The 15,336-nt window shown below is 34.6% G+C and carries 14 protein-coding genes and 1 pseudogene; 6 read left to right on the top strand and 9 right to left on the bottom strand.

Translation table 11 applies throughout. From position 1 onward, the window contains the following. Positions 1–35: 35 nt before the first annotated feature. From OLM53_RS14750 to holA, 3 genes are all read right to left on the bottom strand, one after another. Positions 36–218, bottom strand: coding sequence for a CAL67264 family membrane protein (locus OLM53_RS14750; protein WP_264520991.1), 183 nt, complete (start codon positions 216–218; stop codon positions 36–38). A gap of 52 nt (positions 219–270) precedes the next feature. Continuing rightward, entirely contained in the window at positions 271–1,548 is a 1,278-nt protein-coding gene (locus tag OLM53_RS14745) for a metal-dependent hydrolase family protein (RefSeq protein ID WP_264520990.1), read from the bottom strand. Positions 1,549–1,625: 77 nt separating this feature from the next. Continuing rightward, positions 1,626–2,630, bottom strand: a complete 1,005-nt coding sequence (gene holA / locus OLM53_RS14740; RefSeq protein WP_264520989.1) for a DNA polymerase III subunit delta — start codon at positions 2,628–2,630, stop codon at positions 1,626–1,628. Positions 2,631–2,710: 80 nt separating this feature from the next. Between holA and OLM53_RS14735 the strand changes: the two genes are divergently transcribed. The 3 genes from OLM53_RS14735 to OLM53_RS14725 all read left to right on the top strand — a co-directional run bounded on the left by OLM53_RS14735 (position 2,711) and on the right by OLM53_RS14725 (position 5,072). Continuing rightward, the gene (locus tag OLM53_RS14735; RefSeq protein WP_264520988.1) at positions 2,711–3,160 is read left to right on the top strand and encodes a type I restriction enzyme HsdR N-terminal domain-containing protein; all 450 of its coding nucleotides are present in this window, start codon (positions 2,711–2,713) and stop codon (positions 3,158–3,160) included. Between the two features lie 3 nt (positions 3,161–3,163). After that, the gene (locus OLM53_RS14730) at positions 3,164–4,153 is read left to right on the top strand and encodes a glycosyltransferase family 2 protein (protein WP_264520987.1); all 990 of its coding nucleotides are present in this window, start codon (positions 3,164–3,166) and stop codon (positions 4,151–4,153) included. Between the two features lie 82 nt (positions 4,154–4,235). Beyond that, complete coding sequence (locus OLM53_RS14725) at positions 4,236–5,072, top strand: flagellar motor protein MotB (protein ID WP_264520986.1); 837 nt, start codon at positions 4,236–4,238, stop codon at positions 5,070–5,072. A gap of 51 nt (positions 5,073–5,123) precedes the next feature. Here OLM53_RS14725 and OLM53_RS14720 read toward each other — a convergent pair whose 3' ends face one another. The 3 genes and pseudogenes from OLM53_RS14720 to OLM53_RS14710 form a co-directional block, all read right to left on the bottom strand. Next, positions 5,124–5,744: an L-threonylcarbamoyladenylate synthase gene (locus OLM53_RS14720; protein WP_264520985.1), complete on the bottom strand. Its 621-nt coding sequence runs from the start codon at positions 5,742–5,744 to the stop codon at positions 5,124–5,126. 5 nt (positions 5,745–5,749) lie between these two features. Beyond that, the gene (locus tag OLM53_RS14715) at positions 5,750–5,944 is read right to left on the bottom strand and encodes a hypothetical protein (protein WP_264520984.1); all 195 of its coding nucleotides are present in this window, start codon (positions 5,942–5,944) and stop codon (positions 5,750–5,752) included. Between the two features lie 7 nt (positions 5,945–5,951). Next, positions 5,952–8,281: pseudogene (locus OLM53_RS14710) on the bottom strand (ATP-dependent helicase). A gap of 288 nt (positions 8,282–8,569) precedes the next feature. Here OLM53_RS14710 and OLM53_RS14705 point away from each other — a divergent pair. Then, the gene (locus OLM53_RS14705; RefSeq protein ID WP_264520983.1) at positions 8,570–9,094 is read left to right on the top strand and encodes a hypothetical protein; all 525 of its coding nucleotides are present in this window, start codon (positions 8,570–8,572) and stop codon (positions 9,092–9,094) included. 32 nt (positions 9,095–9,126) lie between these two features. On the opposite strand, the gene OLM53_RS14700 is transcribed toward OLM53_RS14705, so the two are convergent. The 3 genes from OLM53_RS14700 to OLM53_RS14690 are packed head-to-tail and all read right to left on the bottom strand — an operon-like array spanning position 9,127 to position 13,737. Continuing rightward, a complete protein-coding gene (locus tag OLM53_RS14700; protein ID WP_264520982.1) occupies positions 9,127–11,121 on the bottom strand; it encodes a protein-disulfide reductase DsbD family protein in 1,995 nt (664 codons plus the stop codon). Further along, positions 11,121–12,428 carry a tRNA lysidine(34) synthetase TilS gene (gene tilS, locus OLM53_RS14695; RefSeq protein WP_264520981.1) on the bottom strand — a complete coding sequence of 436 codons (1,308 nt, stop codon included), beginning with the start codon at positions 12,426–12,428 and terminating at the stop codon, positions 11,121–11,123. The genes OLM53_RS14700 and tilS overlap by 1 nt, the downstream gene beginning before the upstream one ends. 22 nt (positions 12,429–12,450) lie before the next feature. Continuing rightward, a complete protein-coding gene (locus tag OLM53_RS14690) occupies positions 12,451–13,737 on the bottom strand; it encodes an anthranilate synthase component I family protein (protein ID WP_264520980.1) in 1,287 nt (428 codons plus the stop codon). Positions 13,738–13,955: 218 nt separating this feature from the next. Here OLM53_RS14690 and OLM53_RS14685 point away from each other — a divergent pair, with 218 nt between their 5' ends. Both OLM53_RS14685 and OLM53_RS14680 read left to right on the top strand, forming a co-directional pair. After that, a complete protein-coding gene (locus tag OLM53_RS14685) occupies positions 13,956–14,861 on the top strand; it encodes a DUF4349 domain-containing protein (protein ID WP_264520979.1) in 906 nt (301 codons plus the stop codon). 96 nt (positions 14,862–14,957) lie between these two features. After that, on the top strand, positions 14,958–15,332 hold the full coding sequence (locus OLM53_RS14680) for a DoxX family membrane protein (RefSeq protein WP_264520978.1): 375 nt from the start codon (positions 14,958–14,960) through the stop codon (positions 15,330–15,332). The last annotated feature ends 4 nt before the right edge of the window (positions 15,333–15,336 follow it).

Genomic DNA, 15,336 nt, shown 5'->3' with positions numbered 1-15,336 from the left:
TTTAGATTGTTAGATTAATGAATTATTAAATTGAATTATAGTCGTCCTTTTAGAGAGCTGAACACCCAAGCATTGGCTAAAAACCCAACACCTACAGCTCCAAAGCCCCAACCTGCAACATCGGCATAACGATAAATTCCTAATCCTATTAGAATAAATCCCATGATAATCATAATTAAGGTTGCCCATCCTAAGACGGTATTTTTATTCATTCCCATATTCTGTGGTTTTTAATTTTGGAGAGCAAATTTAGTGAAAAATGTTGATAATTTATGGTTTGTAAACAACTCCTTCTTTCATTACAAAAACTACATTATTTACTGTAGTTATATCTTGTGTTGGATCCCCTTCAGTAGCAATAATATCGGCCAAGTAGCCTGATTCAATAACTCCGATTTGCTTATCCATATCAAGAAGTATAGCATTAGTTACAGTAGCTGCTTGTAATGCTTTCATAATTGGCATTCCTGCTTCGGTCATATAGATAAACTCTCTAGCGTTTTGACCATGTTCAAAAACACCAGCATCAGTTCCGAAAGCTATTGGCACACCTTTTTTGTAGGCTTTGGCAAAAGTCCCTTGGATTCTTGGCCCGATGGAAAGTGCTTTAGGAACGACAATTACAGGATAGTAATTAGGTTTTTTAGCATTTTCCTCTACTGTTTTTCCAGCTATAATTGTTGGTACTAAATAGCAATTGTTTTTTATCATTAAATCCATGGTAGCTTCACTCATTTCGGTTCCGTGTTCAATGGTTTTTACACCAGCTCTTACGGCTCTTTGCATTCCTTCATCACCGTGGGCATGGGCTGCTACTTTCATTCCATAATCTTTAGCCGTAGTGACTATTGCTTCAATTTCTTCTTGAGTAAACTGTGGGTTTCCACTGCTTTTGGCAACACTTAAAACCCCACCAGTCGCTGTAATCTTAATCCAATCGGCTCCATTTTTATACCTTTGACGTACGGCTTGACGAGCATCTTCTACACTATTTACCACCCCTTCTTTTGGTCCTGGATTACCCATTAAATCTTTGCGATATCCATTAGTTGGATCAGCATGACCACCCGTTGAGGCCAATGCTTTTTCGACAGTAAATATTCTGGGTCCTATAACTTTCCCAGCATTGATAGCATTTCTCAAAGAAACATTTACTCCGCTTCCTCCTAAATCTCTCACTGTAGTAAAACCTGCCATTAAAGTTTTTTTGGCGAAACCTTCGGCGTTATAAGCAACATCGGCGTCATTTAATGTAAACTCTTCTAAATAAGCTGTTGGACTAGTTTGTTCTTCTAAATGCACGTGCATGTCTATCCATCCGGGCATTACTGTTTTACTTTTTAAATCGATTACTTTTGAACTGGAATCCGTGGGGGCAATAAATCCATCTTGGATACTTTTGATGGTTTTCCCGGAAACAATAATGGTTTTATTTCCCAATACTTTTCCGTTTCTAGTATCGATAAGTTTGCCACATTGAATAAAGGTTTCTTGACCAAAAACAAATGTGGCCATTAGTAATGAACTGAATAGTAGTAGTTTTTTCATTGGAATAAAATTAAACTGATAAAGATAGTAATTCTTAGGAATGAAAGCCTTCTTCAAAAAAGAAAATCTTCCTTAGGTTAGTTGAATATACTAACCAGCATCTCTTTGTATAAATCCGAATCACTTAGATTAGCGGCTCCTACCCCTTTGCTCTTTACATCTATATCACGTAAAGTAGCTACTATACCGCTTACTTTTCGCATAGGGTAATTTTTGGCTGCTCCAATATAATCATTAACAAAATACGGATTAACCTTTAACGTCTTGGCTACATTACTGGGAGACTTGTCTTTTAATCCGTGGTATTGCAACAAGGCTGAAAAAAAGCTAAACACTAATCCGGTTGTTAGAACCAAAGGATTGTCTTTGGTGTTTTGGGCAAAATAACTAGCAATTTGATAGGCTTTTAGTTGGTTCTTTTCCCCGATAGCTTTTCTGAATTCAAAGACATTAAAGTCTTTACTGAAACCAATATTTTCTTCAATATGATTGGGAGTTATCGTGCTGCCTTTCGGTAAAATGATTTCAAGTTTGGTTAATTCGTTGGCAATTCTACTCAAATCATTTCCTAAAAATTCAACCAACATAGCATTGGCTTTAGGTTCTATAGTAAAGCCTCTTCCTTGCAGTACTCTGTTAATCCATTGCCCTACTTGGTTTTCATATAGTTTTTTACTTTCGTAAACTAAACCATGTTTGTCTAAAGTCTTGGTGATTTTTTTGCGTTTATCTAACGTTTTGTATTTATAAGCTAGTACTAAAACCGTTGTAGGTTGAGGGTTTTCAGCATAACTTTCGAGTTTATCAATGGTCTTAGCCAAATCCTGTGCTTCTTTGACAATCACCACTTGACGCTCTGCCATCATTGGATATCGTTTAGCATTGCTCACAATATCATCAATGGTTGTATCTCTTCCATAGAGCACCATTTGATTGAACCCTTTTTCATCCTCTGAAAGTAAATTTTCTTCTAAGTATTCTGTTATTCTATCAATATAATAAGGCTCTTCTCCCATCAAAAAATAGATAGGCTTAATGTTACCGGCTTTTATGTCGTTGATGATTTTTACAACCTCATCCATTTTATGGAAATTTTTAAATTTTGACCCGTGCTATAGCGAACGGATGTTAATAATTTTAAATTTTAAATTACATTTGCTTTATGCAAAAACTTAATTTTCCTTCGTATTCGTTTCGCTTCAAAAATAGTGAAAATAAAGTGGCTATTTTTGATGAAATCAGGAAAAAATTTATTCTTCTTACTCCCGAAGAATGGGTGCGTCAACACACAGTTCAATTTCTGTTACAAGACAAAAATTATCCAAAATCGTATCTTAACGTTGAAAAATTGATTAAAGTCAATGATTTAAAGAAACGCTATGATGTGGTTGTTTTTCAACCTGATGGCGGTATTTATTTACTTATAGAGTGTAAAGCTCCCGAAGTGAAAATTACTCAAGATACATTTGATCAAATTGCTCGTTATAATTTGACCCTTAAAGCTACTTACTTGATGGTAACCAATGGTCTAAATCATTACTTTTGTCAAATGGATTTTGAAAAGGAAACTTATATTTTCTTGAAGGAATTACCAAATTTCTCAAACGATTAACTTTTGAAAAAAATAGCTGTTGTCATATTAAATTGGAATGGAGCCAAACTGTTAGAAGAATTTTTACCTTCGGTAGTTCGATATTCTGATGAAGCTAAAGTATACGTTATTGATAACGCTTCAACTGATGATTCTATTACCATCCTTAAATCCCAATTTCCATCCGTTACCATTATTAAGAATGATGGTAATTATGGGTTTGCCAAAGGGTATAATGTAGGTTTGGAACAAGTAGAGGAAGACTATTATGCCTTAGTGAATTCGGATATTGAGGTAACTGAAAATTGGCTTACTCCCATTCTGTCAATTTTTGATTCCGAATCCTCTGTTGGTATCATTCAACCTAAAATTTTAGATTATAAAAACAAAACTTACTTTGAATATGCTGGTGCTGCTGGAGGTTTTATAGATCAATATGGCTATCCTTATTGTAGAGGGCGTATTTTTGAAACTATTGAAAAGGATGCTGGGCAATACGATGACGAAGTTGATATCTTTTGGGCCAGTGGGGCTTGTTTTTTTATTCGGAAAGAAGTGTATCGAAACCTAAACGGATTTGATAGTGATTTTTTTGCGCATCAGGAAGAAATTGATTTGTGTTGGAGGGCCTTTAACTTGGGTTATAAAGCTAAATATACCTTCAAATCAAAGGTCTATCATGTTGGTGGCGCCACGTTAAACGAAAGCAATCCAAAGAAGACTTTTCTAAATTTCAGAAACTCCCTTTTAATGCTCACTAAAAATTTGCCTAAAAATAAATTAGTGCCCATCCTTTTTATACGTCTTGTTCTTGATGGATTAGCTGGAGTACAATTTATTTTTAAAGGAAAATTTATTCATTGTTGGGCTATTATCAAAGCTCATTTTGCTTTTTACAGCTTGATAAACAAAACTTTAAAGAAACGAAAAGGAAAAACCTTAAATAATTACTATCATTTTAAAAGTATTGTATACCGCTACTTTATAAAAAGTGGCACTATTTTTGAAAGGTAATTTTAACAAGAGTTTATCATTTAATTTGATTCTCTTAGACTGAAATAATCCGTACTTTTGTTAAAATTTTAATCAAACACTTATGAAAAAAGTAATTTTTGCCCTTTCGTTACTAGCCCTAACATTGACTTCATGTGGCTCCAAGAAAAAAATTGCCGCTTTAGAAGCTCAAAACAAAGAATGTCAAGATTTATTGAATTCAACTACCATGAAATTGAATTTGTGTTTGTCTGAAAAAGACGCACTTTCTAAACAAAATGATTATTTAAAACAAAACAATTCCGATTTGATTAATAACTCAAAAGAATTAACCGTTTTAACTACTAAAGGGGCTCAAAACCTGGAGAAATCATTAGAAAGTTTGAAAGAGAAAGATTTAAAAATCTCTAGGCTTCAAGATGCTTTAACCAAAAAAGATAGCGTAACCTTAGCCTTAGTAACTAGCCTAAAAAGTTCTGTAGGCATTGCTGATCCAGACATTGAAATTAACGTAGAAAAAGGGGTAGTTTTCATTTCTATTGCTGACAAATTGTTATTCAAAAGCGGCAGTTATACTGTAAGTGATAAAGCCAAAGATGTATTAGCTAAAGTAGCTAAAGTGATTAATAGTCGTCCAACATTTGAATGTATGGTAGAAGGTCATACGGATAACGTTCCGTTTACTGGCAATGCTGTTTTGCTTGACAACTGGGATTTAAGTGTTAAGCGTTCCACAGCTATTGTTAGAGTTTTGACAAAAGATCTAGGTGTTAAACCTTCTCAATTAATCGCAGCTGGTCGAAGTGAATTTATTCCGTTAGTAGATAACACAACAGCCGATAATAGAGCCAAAAACAGAAGAACTCGTATAGTAGTATTACCAAAAATTGACGAATTCTACGATATGATTGAAAAAGAAATGAAGAATCAGAAGAAATAAAATCGGATTACGAAATAGCAAACGTCTCAAGAAATTGGGGCGTTTTTTTTATTAAAAAATATCAGGATCTCCTTTTCCTTCACGAACAACAATTGGTTCGTAGCCTGATAGATCAATAATGGTAGACCCAATATTATCGCCATACCCGCCATCAATAACCATATCGACAACATGTTGCCATTTTTCAAAAATCAATTCTGGGTCGGTAGAATATTCTAATACTTCATCATCATCGTGGATGGAAGTGGAAACTATTGGATTTCCAAGCATCTTTACAATTTCTAACGCGATATTGTTAGCTGGAATTCTGATTCCGACGGTTTTCTTTTTACGGAATTCTTTAGGTAAATCATTATTCCCTGGAAGGATAAAAGTATAAGGGCCTGGCAAGGTTCTCTTCAAAATCTTAAAAGTAGCAGTATCAATTTGGCGAACATAATCAGAAAGATTACTCAAATCGCTACAAACAAAAGAGAAGTTCGCTTTTTCTAATTTGATGCCTTTGATTTTAGCAATTCTTTCAAGCGCCTTCGTGTTGGTAATATCACAACCTAATCCATAAACCGTATCGGTTGGGTAAATTACCAAACCTCCGTTACGCAATACCTCCACTACTTTTTTGATAGCCGCTTCGCTGGGTTTGTCCTCGTATATTTTGATGAATTCGGCCATTACTTTTATTTATCTGTTTTTGGAGTTACTAATAATCCCATTAGTAAGGAAATTACAATACCCACTGCAACACCAATTATAACTCTTTTGGTGGTAATTGCTTGATGATTTATGTATTTTGGAATGATATAAACATTCATAAGTGTCATTACCACAAACCAATAGATTACAAATTTCCAATTCGATTTTAGTTTTTCCATAGCTACTTTATCCTATTACATCCAACTTAGCAAAACGCAGTAATAACTTTTTTATACCTCCTACTTCAAATTTAATTTCAGCTTTTTTATCTGCTCCTATCCCTTCCATGTTGAGCACCTGTCCTTTGCCAAAACGTTCGTGCATTACGATGTTTCCTATAGTTAATTTACTATCAAATAAATTAGTATTATTCGATGGCGCATTGCCTACAGGTTTCAATTTACGAATATTAACCGAAGAAACGGGTTCTTCTCCATATCTTTTGGGTGGCGTTCCAGCAACTGGTTTTTCTAATCTGAGTTTTGATTTATCAATATCACCAAAAATATCCAAATCGATACTAGGTTTGTATTTATAACCACCAGCATCAGATGGATTGATGTATTCTAAATACTCGTCTTTGATTTCTTCAATGAATCTAGATGGTTCTGCATCTGTCAATTTCCCCCAGCGGTAACGAGATTGCGCATAGGTTAAATACGCTTGATGTTCCGCTCGAGTTAAGGCCACATAAAACAAACGTCGCTCTTCTTCTAATTCACTTCGAGTATTTAAACTCATAGCACTTGGGAATAAATCTTCTTCCAATCCAACTACAAATACATACGGAAACTCAAGACCTTTGGCTAAGTGAATCGTCATCAAGGCTACTCTGTCGTCATCACCAGTATCGTTATCTAAATCAGTAGCCAATGCCACATCTTCCATGAATTCTGATAAGGCTCCACGAGCTCCATCTATTTCTTTTTGACCTTCAATGAAGTCTTTGATACCCCCATCAAGGTTTCGATATTTTCAATTCGGGCAATCCCTTCTGGAGTTCCGTCTTTTTTGAGTTCTTGGATTAATCCTGTCTTCTTAGCAACGTGTTCTGTTAAAACAAACGCATCTTGTTGTTCATTGATGATTTGAAAACTTTTAATCATGTTTACAAAATCTTCCAACTTTTGTTTGGTTCCTGAATTGAGTTTTAAATCAATTTTATCAATGTTTTCCATTACTTCAAAAATGGAACGCTTGTAATGATTGGCAGCAATAGTTAGTTTTTCGATAGTAGTATCTCCAATTCCTCTTGCTGGATAGTTAATTACACGCACTAAAGCTTCTTCGTCTTTTGGGTTGATGACCAAACGCAAATAACACAATACATCTTTGATTTCTTTTCTTTGATAGAAAGACAAACCACCATAAATTCTATAGGGTATATCACGTTTACGCAAAGCATCTTCCATAGCACGAGATTGTGCATTGGTACGGTATAAAATGGCAAACTGTCCGTTTCGCATTTGATTGCGCATCTTTTGTTCAAAGATTTCACTGGCTACAAATCGGCCTTCTTCTCCATCGGTAATGCTGCGATGAACTTTTACTTTGGGTCCGAAATCATTAGCAGTCCATACTATTTTCTCGAGCTTGGTTTTATTTTTATCGATAATGGAATTGGCTGCTTCCACTATATTTTTGGTGGAACGATAGTTTTGTTCGAGTCGATAGGTTTTTACATTCTCGTAATCCTTTTGAAAGTTGAGAATGTTATTGATATTCGCCCCACGGAAAGCATAGATACTTTGAGCATCATCGCCTACGACACAAATGTTTTGAAATCTATCCGATAAAGCGCGAACAATTAAGTACTGAGAATGATTGGTATCTTGGTACTCATCTACTAAAATATATCTAAATCTATCTTGATATTTAGCCAAAACATCTGGAAAACGATTCAGTAATTCATTAGTTTTTAATAATAAATCATCAAAATCCATCGCCCCAGCTTTGAAACATCGGTCTACATAATTGGCATAGATTTCACCCAAGCGAGGCTTTTTGCTCATAGCATCTTGCTCTTGTAACTCGGGATTATTTAAGTACGCTTTGACCGTGATTAAAGAGTTTTTATAAGATGATATTCTGCTCAAGATTTGTTTGGGTTTGTAGATATCTTTATCCAACTGCATTTCCTTGATAATTGCTGAAATTAATCGAACGCTATCTTGGGTATCATAAATCGTAAAGTTGGAAGGATAACCCAATTTATCTGCTTCACTTCTTAAGATTCTGGCAAACACCGAGTGAAATGTTCCCATCCAAAGGTTTTTGGCTTCATTTGTTCCAACAATATCCGAGATACGCTTTTTCATTTCTCGCGCGGCTTTGTTGGTAAAGGTTAGTGCCAAAATATTAAAAGCATCGACACCCAAACTCATCAAATAAGAAATACGAACGGTAAGTACCCGCGTCTTTCCAGAGCCAGCACCAGCAATGATAATCATGGGGCCGTCTTTTTGGAAAACAGGAGCCTGTTGGGCTTCGTTGAGTTGGGAAATGTATTTTTGCATAGTTACTTTTCAGAAAGTTCAAATTTAACGTTACTAAACTTGAATTGCAACCCTATTTATTGCTAATTATCAACAGTTCAAAACGCCAAATTTTAGGTAGATAACGTCAAGTATGGAGTGCTTAACGCCAAACTTGGGGTTCTTGACGTAAAATTTGGGGTTATATAACGTAAAACTTGACGTTCTTGACGTAAAACTTGACGTTCCTGACGCCAAATTTGGGGTTCTTGACGTAAAATTTGGGGTTATTCTGTTATATTTGTCAAAATTTTTGAATTAAGAAATGTTATGAATACAGATAAGATTTTAGAATTACTAATGTACACTGTTCCCTCTTTAATTACTGGAGGTGTGGCTTATTATTTGTTTGCTACTTATTTCAAGGACCAGCAAAACACGCGTCGTTGGTTATTGCAAAAAGAGAATCAAAAACATTCATTGCCCTTGCGTTTACAAGCGTATGAACGATTGGCTTTGCTTTTAGAACGTATTAATCCGTCAAAACTGTTGATTAGAGTCGCCCCTATAAACGATAATAAAGAAGCTTATCAAAACCTTTTGATACAACATATTGAACAAGAGTATGAACATAATATTACACAACAAGTGTATGTAACCGATGATTTATGGACTATGCTTTTGACTGCCAAAAACACTATTATTCAAAATATTAGAAAAGCTACTTTGGATGAAACCGTTACCAATGCTGACCAACTAAGAGAGAAAATATTAAGTAACCTTCTCGAAGGACAGACTCCGACTAGCATTGCTTTGAGCTATTTAAAAAATGAAGTTGCCGAAGTTTTAGGATAACAAAAAAGCCTTCTCAATTGAGAAGGCTTTTTTTATTTCTTGAAGTTACTTATTCCCTCTTTTAGCCAAGCTAGATACTCATCAATGTTTGGAGTGTAAGCAACGGGAATATTTAATTCTTTTTCATTTAAATCTAAAAGAACATATAAAGGTCTTGAATTATTATTGAACCGTGTAATTTGAAATTCACTCCATTTCTTCCCTACAGTGTTGATTTCTTTCCCTTCTTTAGTAACAAATTGTTCTCCTTGAGGTAATTCTTTTTTATCATCTCCGTACAAGGATATCAGTACTACATTATTTTTTAGAATATCTAATACTTTCTCATCAGACCATACATTGCTTTCCATTAATCGGCAATTGACACATTGCTTTCCAGTGAAGTCAATCATAATTGGTTTATTAACCTTTTTTGCATAATCCACTCCCGTTTTATAATCGGTAAAAGAAATCAAGTTATGTACTGTCAATTCAGATCCTGCGGGTAACTGTTTGTCATATTCCATCGACTTACTTCCAAATCCATGTGGGCTCTCACTGTAAGTTTGTGGTGGTGGAAAAGCAGAAATTAATTTAAGCGGTGAACCCCAGAGTCCAGGAATTAAATAAACAGTAAATGCCAACGAAAGCATTGCCATAAGTAATCTGCCAACTGATAAATGAGATAGCGGACTATCATGGGGTAATGTAATTTTTCCAAAAAGATATAATGACAATCCTGCAAAAACAGCTATCCAAATAGCAACAAAAACTTCTCTGTTCAACCAATGTAAATCCAAACCTATATCAGCATTTGATAGAAACTTGAATGCTAGTGCTAATTCGACAAATCCAAAAACTACTTTAACTGTATTCAACCAACCACCCGATTTTGGCATATTACCTAATAAAGTAGGTGCTAATGCAAAAAACATAAACGGTAATGCTAATCCAAACCCGAATCCAAGCATAGCTATTGATAGAATTGTTGCTCCTCCATCAGAATCTAAAGACGTTCCAAAAACTAAACCTAAAGCAGGGCCAATGCATGAAAAAGAAACTATGATTAAAGTTAATGCCATGAAAAAGATGCCTATCAATCCACTTTTATTAGAGGCTTTATCTACCTTATTTGATAAACTAGATGGCATTGTTATTTCAAAAGCACCAAAAAATGAAATGGCAAAAATTATAAATATTAAAAAGAAGAAGATGTTAACATAAACATTGGTTGAAATTTCGGAGAATACATCCCTACTAATACCTTCAAAAATATGGAACGGTAAAGTTATAACACAACAAATAAAGACAATACAAGCTCCGTAAAAAATGGCATTAAATCTTCCTTTAGATTTATTTTTAGCTTGCTTCAAAAAGAAGCTTACAGTCATTGGTATCATTGGGTATACACATGGTGTAAAGGTTGCCGCCAAACCTCCTAAAAAGGCTAAGAAGAAAATCATCCAAAGTCCTTTTTTCTCTTCTTTTTTGGGAGCTTCAACCACAGCTTTTGATTCTGATTGAACAGAAACTGTGTCTACTGGAGTTGTCTTTGTGGTTATAGTGTCAGTATTGGTAACAGCTTTTTCCGTTTTTTCTGTTGTAGGGATTTTAAAAACAAATTGTTGTGGGTCTTGAATACAAGCATTTTTACAAACCTGATAATCGGCTTTGACTTTGATAGAGGTTACTTTTGGATTGATGATTTTTACCTTTTGAGTAAATGTTACTTGCTTTTCAAAGTAATATTCATCCACTCCAAAAACATCATTGAAGGCTTTTATATAAGGACTCTCTTTAGTCTTTCCGACTAATTCATAGTTCCCTTTTGGGTTGTCATATTTGAATTCGGCTGGTAAAGAACCTCCATCTGGCGTGTATTGAGAGTAGAGATGCCAACCTTCATCGATCTTTCCTTCCATAACCAAATTGAATTCGGTTTCAGTTAGTTTATCTACTTTAGTCGTCCATTTTACTGGTTTTACTATTTGGGCATTACTATTGGCAAAAGCCAAAAAACTCAAAAGAAAAAAAAGTACTTTCTTCATTAGTCGGTATAATTTATTTTTACAATTCTTGTTGTCTTGTTATCCGTTTTAAATCGGTTGTCTTGTCGTTTTCCGATAACCCAAACGATTTCATTTTCTGAACATAAAAGCCAAGTATTTGATTTGTCTAACAACGAAAACTTTTCATCTTTGAAATACTTACTCAATTTCTTTTTGCCTTCCATTCCGAAAGGATAGAAATAATCTCCTTCCTCCCATTTTCTAATAACTAACGGATAAATTAGCTTATCTTCATCAACAAAGATAGTATTAGTTGTCGCAACTGAAATGTCATCTACGTTACAAAACGCCAGTTTTAAGGGAAATTTAACTTCTTTATCTTCTTTATTAATCCAAAAATGGACATGCTCCAGCTCCGTTTGTTTTGGAAATAAAATCAAATGATTTCTATCTTTCAACACAATATACTTTTCTGAAAACACTTGTTTCCCCGATTGTGCTTTTAGCAAATCATAAATATCATTCCATGCCGTAAAGCTATAGGATTGTAGCCATTGGTATAAATACCCTTTGTAATTGCGATAGGTCAGTAATTTTGCAATATCTATTTTGATAGTATCTTCCTCCGAAACTACTTCTTTGTATACCATTTGCGAAGCGTCATTCACGAGCGATTGCGATTGTTGCAAACTGGTAATGGTATTTTGAAAAGAGTCTAACAAACTTGGATTGAGTTCTTTTAAAACAGGAACTACATCATGGCGCAATTTATTCCTCCAATATTTATCAGAGGCATTGCTGCTGTCTTCACGCCACAGAATAGTATTTTCTTTAGCAAAAGTTTCGATTTCGTTTCTGGAAAAAGCTAGTAAAGGTCGGACAACATGCCCGTTTTGTTGCGGAATTCCAGTAAAGCCCTCTAATCCTGAGCCTCGGGTTAGATTGATTAAAAAGGTTTCTAAACTATCATCTGTGTGATGGGCCGTTACAATGTAATCGTAACTGTTGTTTATCAAAAGGGTATTGAACCATTCATAGCGAAGGTTTCGGGCCACCACTTGAATCGAAAGTTTTTGTTCTTCGGCAAATTTTTTGGTTTCAAACCGATTGACATAAACCAAGATTCCTAATTTTTCGCATTCGGATTGTACAAATCGTTCGTCTTCATCGCTCTCAGCACCACGTAACTGAAAATTACAATGAGCAACTCTAACATCCAGTCCAGATTGTAAACATAAATGCAACAACACCATACTATCTATACCTCCGCTGGTTGCCAAAAGCAATTTTTTTCCTTTAAGAAAAAGAAGATTGGAGTTGATGTGATTTTGAAATTTCTGAAGCATATTCAAAAGTAGTTATTTTAATTTAACTCAACACTTCAAACATGGCTTTGGCTTTTAGCAAACATTCTTCGTATTCCAGTTCGGGAACAGATTGCGAAGTAATGGCGCTTCCTACTGAAAAAGAAAGATACTGTTCTTTAGCATTGTATAAAATACTTCGGATAACGACATTGAAATCGAAATCATTATCGGGAGTGAAATAGCCTACTGCTCCGCTATATAAACCGCGTTTGGTTTCTTCTAATTCCTCGATAATTTTCATGGCAGAAATTTTGGGTGCTCCAGTCATGCTTCCCATTGGAAAAGTCGTTTTAAGAATTTCTATCGGTGAAGTCGAAGGGTCTGCTGTCGAAACCACTGTTGATATCATTTGATGCACTTGTTCAAAAGAATAAATACCACATAATTCTTCTACTATAACAGAACCTTTGTTAGCGGTATGGGATAAATCATTTCGAACTAAATCCACTATCATGATGTTTTCAGAACGTTCTTTTGGGTTGGTCGCTAATTCGGTTTTTGAATTTTCATCTAAAACAGCATCCTTAAATCGTTTGGCAGTCCCTTTTATGGGTTGGGAAATGATTCTGTCGCCTTCTTTCCTAATGTACCGTTCAGGAGAAGCGCAAAGCAAATACTGATGCTGATTTTTAAAAAAAGTCGCAAAAGGCGGTTTGGAAATACTATTCAGTTTCTGATATATTTCTAACGGATTTATAATCGCTTTTTCAGCATAGAATTCCATGCAAAAATTAGCTTCATAAATATCACCATGATGGATGTGTTCGAGCATAGTAGTAACCTTGGCGATGTAGTTGTATTTTGAAATTCGTTGCTGAATTTGAAATGGTGAATGGTAAATTGTTTTGAATGGTAAATTGTTTTGAATGGCTAGAAAATCAGATTCTATTTCGTCATCGCATAATCGCAAGTACTGCACTTCAACTTGATTTCCTTTTACCAACATTATTTTTTTGGGTTGAAAGAAAAATAAATCGGGAAATCCTAAACCGTCAAAATTATTGGATTGCAAGACTTCGGTATCATTTTTTAAATCATAGGATAGATACCCAAACAGCCAATCTTTGGTTTGTTGTTGGTACTGTTTTAAATCCTCAAAAGCATTGTGATAATCGGTTTTTACAGATGTGAAAGCATCCACAGCCAAGACACAATCATAGCTAGCATATTTTTGATGGTAGTCGTTCGAATCCAAAAAAACTACTTCTTGAAACTGTTGTGCCCATTGTAAAAGCTGTTGCTTAAAAAGCAATGGATTGGCAATAGTTCTGGTGATTTTTGTTCTCAAAAACGAGGCATTTTAATGGCTTTCAAAATTACGACAAAAAAATATTCTTTCATTTTATATTCATTGGCAATTTTTTGGCACGGTTTTTAGTAAGAGTAGATTTAGTGTTTAACAAGAAATTCGTTTTTAGCTATTGATAGAAAATTACACTTTACTTTTTTAAAATTTTCAAAACTGGATTTGTACTCTATTAATAACTATTTAAAAATGAATGTAAAATGAAACACTTATCAAAATTGGGTTGGGCCTTGTTCTTAATTGGACTTGCCGTTGCGTGTAAACAAGCTGATGCAGTTGCTGATGCTAAAACTGAATCCTCATCTGAGGCTACCGCTGACACTACTGCTGTTGGAAGCATTTCTTCTAATGCTGTTGTTCAGAAAAATGAAATCCCCCGAAAGTTTGTTCGAACTGCCGATTTAAAATTCAAAGTCAAGGATGTGGCTAAAACTACTTATGCTATTGAAAACATTGTAGCTAAGAATGGCGGCTTTGTAACGTTGTCCGATTTAAAAAGTAACATCAGTGAAAAATCGGAAACGAAAATTAGTCAAGACAGTACTTTAGAAACTACACGATTTACCGTTGACAATACGATTACACTTCGAGTTCCTAATACACAATTGGATACCGTATTAAAATCGATGGTCAAGGAAGTAGCTTTTTTGGATAGTCGATTAATCAAAGCGGATGATGTGGCTTTGCAAATGTTGACCAATACATTAGTTCAGAAAAGATTAGCTGCTCATCAAACTAGATTGGCCAAAGGGATTGATACTAAAGGGAAAAAATTGAATGATATTACCAATGCTGAAGACAAATTACTAGACCGAGGAAAGGAAAGTGATGATACGGTTATCCAAAATTTAAGTTTACAAGATCAAGTTAATTACAGCACCGTAACGCTTTATTTATACCAAAGAGAAAGTGTTTTACAAGAAATTGTAGCCAATGAAAAAAGTAGTAATGCTTACCGACCACATATTGGGTTGCAAATTTGGGAAAGTTTGAAAACAGGTTGGTTTATGTTTGAAGCAATTGTTGCTTTTGTGGTGCAACTTTGGCCATTGCTTCTAATACTTGCTTTAGGAATTTTTGGTTACAGAAAATTTGTCAAAAAATAGCATCTCTTTTTTTTGATTAAGAAAAGAATACCATTGGAAACTCCTTTGGTATTTTTTTTTAACTTTGAAATACTAACCTAAAAAAATTTAACTATTATGAAAATTGCAACCCTTGTTGTCCGAGTATTGATAGGGCTTTTGCTTTTATTTGCTTCTATCACGTATTTCTTTAATCTTATAGAGCAACCTGAAACTACAGGAAACATGAAGACCTTCGAATTGGGTTTAGCCGCTTCTGCCTATTTGATGCCATTGGCCAAAGCAGTTGAATTGCTTTGTGGTTTATCTTATGTAAGTGGTAAGTATGTTACTTTGGCTAATATTGTACTTCTGCCAGTAAGTTTAAACATTTTACTAATCAATTACTTTATGGCTCCTGAAGGTTTACCTATTGCTCTTCCAATGTTTTTAGGAAACCTCTTTTTAATTTATCGCAATTGGAATAATTATAAAACAGTATTTACTCCATAAAAAA

It is taken from the genome of Flavobacterium sp. N1994 (genome assembly GCF_025947145.1).
GTDB lineage: Bacteria > Bacteroidota > Bacteroidia > Flavobacteriales > Flavobacteriaceae > Flavobacterium.
Note: the sequence above shows the minus strand (reverse complement) of the source record. Positions and strands in the feature narration are given on the sequence as shown.

Excerpts from the sequence above, each read along its gene's own strand:
- OLM53_RS14750 (WP_264520991.1), bottom strand. The coding sequence starts at position 218 with ATGGGAATGAATAAAAATACCGTCTTAGGATGGGCAACCTTAATTATG.
- OLM53_RS14745 (WP_264520990.1), bottom strand. The coding sequence starts at position 1,548 with ATGAAAAAACTACTACTATTCAGTTCATTACTAATGGCCACATTTGTT.
- holA (WP_264520989.1), bottom strand. The coding sequence starts at position 2,630 with ATGGATGAGGTTGTAAAAATCATCAACGACATAAAAGCCGGTAACATT.
- OLM53_RS14735 (WP_264520988.1), top strand. The coding sequence starts at position 2,711 with ATGCAAAAACTTAATTTTCCTTCGTATTCGTTTCGCTTCAAAAATAGT.
- OLM53_RS14725 (WP_264520986.1), top strand. The coding sequence starts at position 4,236 with ATGAAAAAAGTAATTTTTGCCCTTTCGTTACTAGCCCTAACATTGACT.
- OLM53_RS14720 (WP_264520985.1), bottom strand. The coding sequence starts at position 5,744 with ATGGCCGAATTCATCAAAATATACGAGGACAAACCCAGCGAAGCGGCT.
- OLM53_RS14715 (WP_264520984.1), bottom strand. The coding sequence starts at position 5,944 with ATGGAAAAACTAAAATCGAATTGGAAATTTGTAATCTATTGGTTTGTG.
- OLM53_RS14705 (WP_264520983.1), top strand. The coding sequence starts at position 8,570 with ATGAATACAGATAAGATTTTAGAATTACTAATGTACACTGTTCCCTCT.
- OLM53_RS14700 (WP_264520982.1), bottom strand. The coding sequence starts at position 11,121 with ATGAAGAAAGTACTTTTTTTTCTTTTGAGTTTTTTGGCTTTTGCCAAT.
- tilS (WP_264520981.1), bottom strand. The coding sequence starts at position 12,428 with ATGCTTCAGAAATTTCAAAATCACATCAACTCCAATCTTCTTTTTCTT.
- OLM53_RS14685 (WP_264520979.1), top strand. The coding sequence starts at position 13,956 with ATGAAACACTTATCAAAATTGGGTTGGGCCTTGTTCTTAATTGGACTT.
- OLM53_RS14680 (WP_264520978.1), top strand. The coding sequence starts at position 14,958 with ATGAAAATTGCAACCCTTGTTGTCCGAGTATTGATAGGGCTTTTGCTT.